This window comes from Nonomuraea sp. NPDC049784 (genome assembly GCF_040659615.1).
Lineage (GTDB): Bacteria > Actinomycetota > Actinomycetes > Streptosporangiales > Streptosporangiaceae > Nonomuraea.
This window is the reverse complement of the sequence record NZ_JBFAMX010001263.1, coordinates 1-1,208: the sequence shown is the minus strand read 5'-3', so window position 1 is coordinate 1,208 and position 1,208 is coordinate 1. Positions and strand designations below refer to the sequence as shown.

The following is a 1,208-nucleotide window of genomic DNA, read 5'->3' as shown; positions in this document are numbered from 1 at the left end:
GCGTGAGGCCAGGCGAGCCGCTGAAGGCGTGCCGCGGGCCGAACGAGCCGCCGAGCGGGCGCACAAGGCGGAACCGGCGGCAGAGGGCGGTGGGGGCCGGGCGAGGGGCCGAGCGGGCGTGTGGGGCGGGTTCAGCCCGGGGTCAGTTCGGGGGCGGTGGCGACGGTCATTCCGGTACGGCCGAGGTCGGCGCGGCGGCCGGCCGCCACCCCGTCCCGGTAGCCCGTGCCGCTCGTCCGGGGCACGCTCACCCGGATCCTCGGGTAGTGGGCGGCGACCACCCGCTCCACCTCGGCCCGGCGGTCGGCCAGCACCAGCGCGGCCCCCGTACTGGCCTCCTCGGCCCGGGACTCCGCCGCGCACAGCAACCGGTGCACCTCGTCCGTGAACCCCAGCAGCCACGACCGGCGGTACGCCCGCACGGAGGTCACGTCGCCGGGCACCCGCACGCGCGCAAGCCCGGTCGCCATCTGCAGCAGCAACGACGTGGCGAGCAGGTCGGCCCGCTCCAGATCGGCGGCGAACCCGAACACGTGCACCCGCTGACCGCCCTCCTCCCCACGCCCGATGAGGAGGGGACGGCACCGCACCGCCTGCGCCACCAGGCTGACGAGGCGGGCCTTCTCCCTGGCCCAGGGGTTGGGCAGGGTGACGATCCGGTCGCCGGGTGTCTGCCGCGTGCCCGCCGGGGGGAGCGAGTCGATGCCGTGCTTGGCCATGAGCGCCGACGCGGCCGCCATGAACGTCGCGCGCTCGTGCTCGTTGTCGGTGCGTTCGGCCTTGGCCAGGAGTTTCCTGACGCGTTCGAGCGTGCGCTCCCGCAAGCGTGCTCCCCCTACGACTTGGTCAGGACCCTCCCGTCGTCCGCGATGGCGGGGAAGGCGCCCGTGTCGACGATGCCGTGCTGCTGGAACAGCGCCTCGATCAGGGCGTGTGCCTGCGGCTCAAGCTTCCACAGGGCACGATACTCGCGCGCCGTCGCCAGCGAGATGCCGATCTCCTGGGCGATGTCCACCGTACGAGGCACGATGCCCTTGGCGATCTGGCGGTCCCAGTACGCGCGTGCCTTGCGCATCAGCGCAGCCCGCTGGGCGGTGTCGACGACCTGCGGGGTGGTGTCGAGCACCTCGATGTCCTCGTCCTCCTCCTCGACGAGCTCGGCCAGCGCGGGCGGCAGCGCCGGGCGGGCGGGCACCGGATGGTGGTCG

Annotated in this window: 1 protein-coding gene and 1 pseudogene; both read right to left on the bottom strand. The window is 74.2% G+C overall.

Features of this window, described 5'->3' with window-relative positions:
- Positions 1-131: 131 nt before the first annotated feature.
- On the bottom strand, positions 132-824 hold the full coding sequence (locus AB0J09_RS65270) for a DUF2786 domain-containing protein (protein ID WP_360714595.1): 693 nt from the start codon (positions 822-824) through the stop codon (positions 132-134).
- Positions 825-835: 11 nt separating this feature from the next.
- Positions 836-1,208: pseudogene (locus tag AB0J09_RS65265) on the bottom strand (hypothetical protein); the annotation flags it as partial.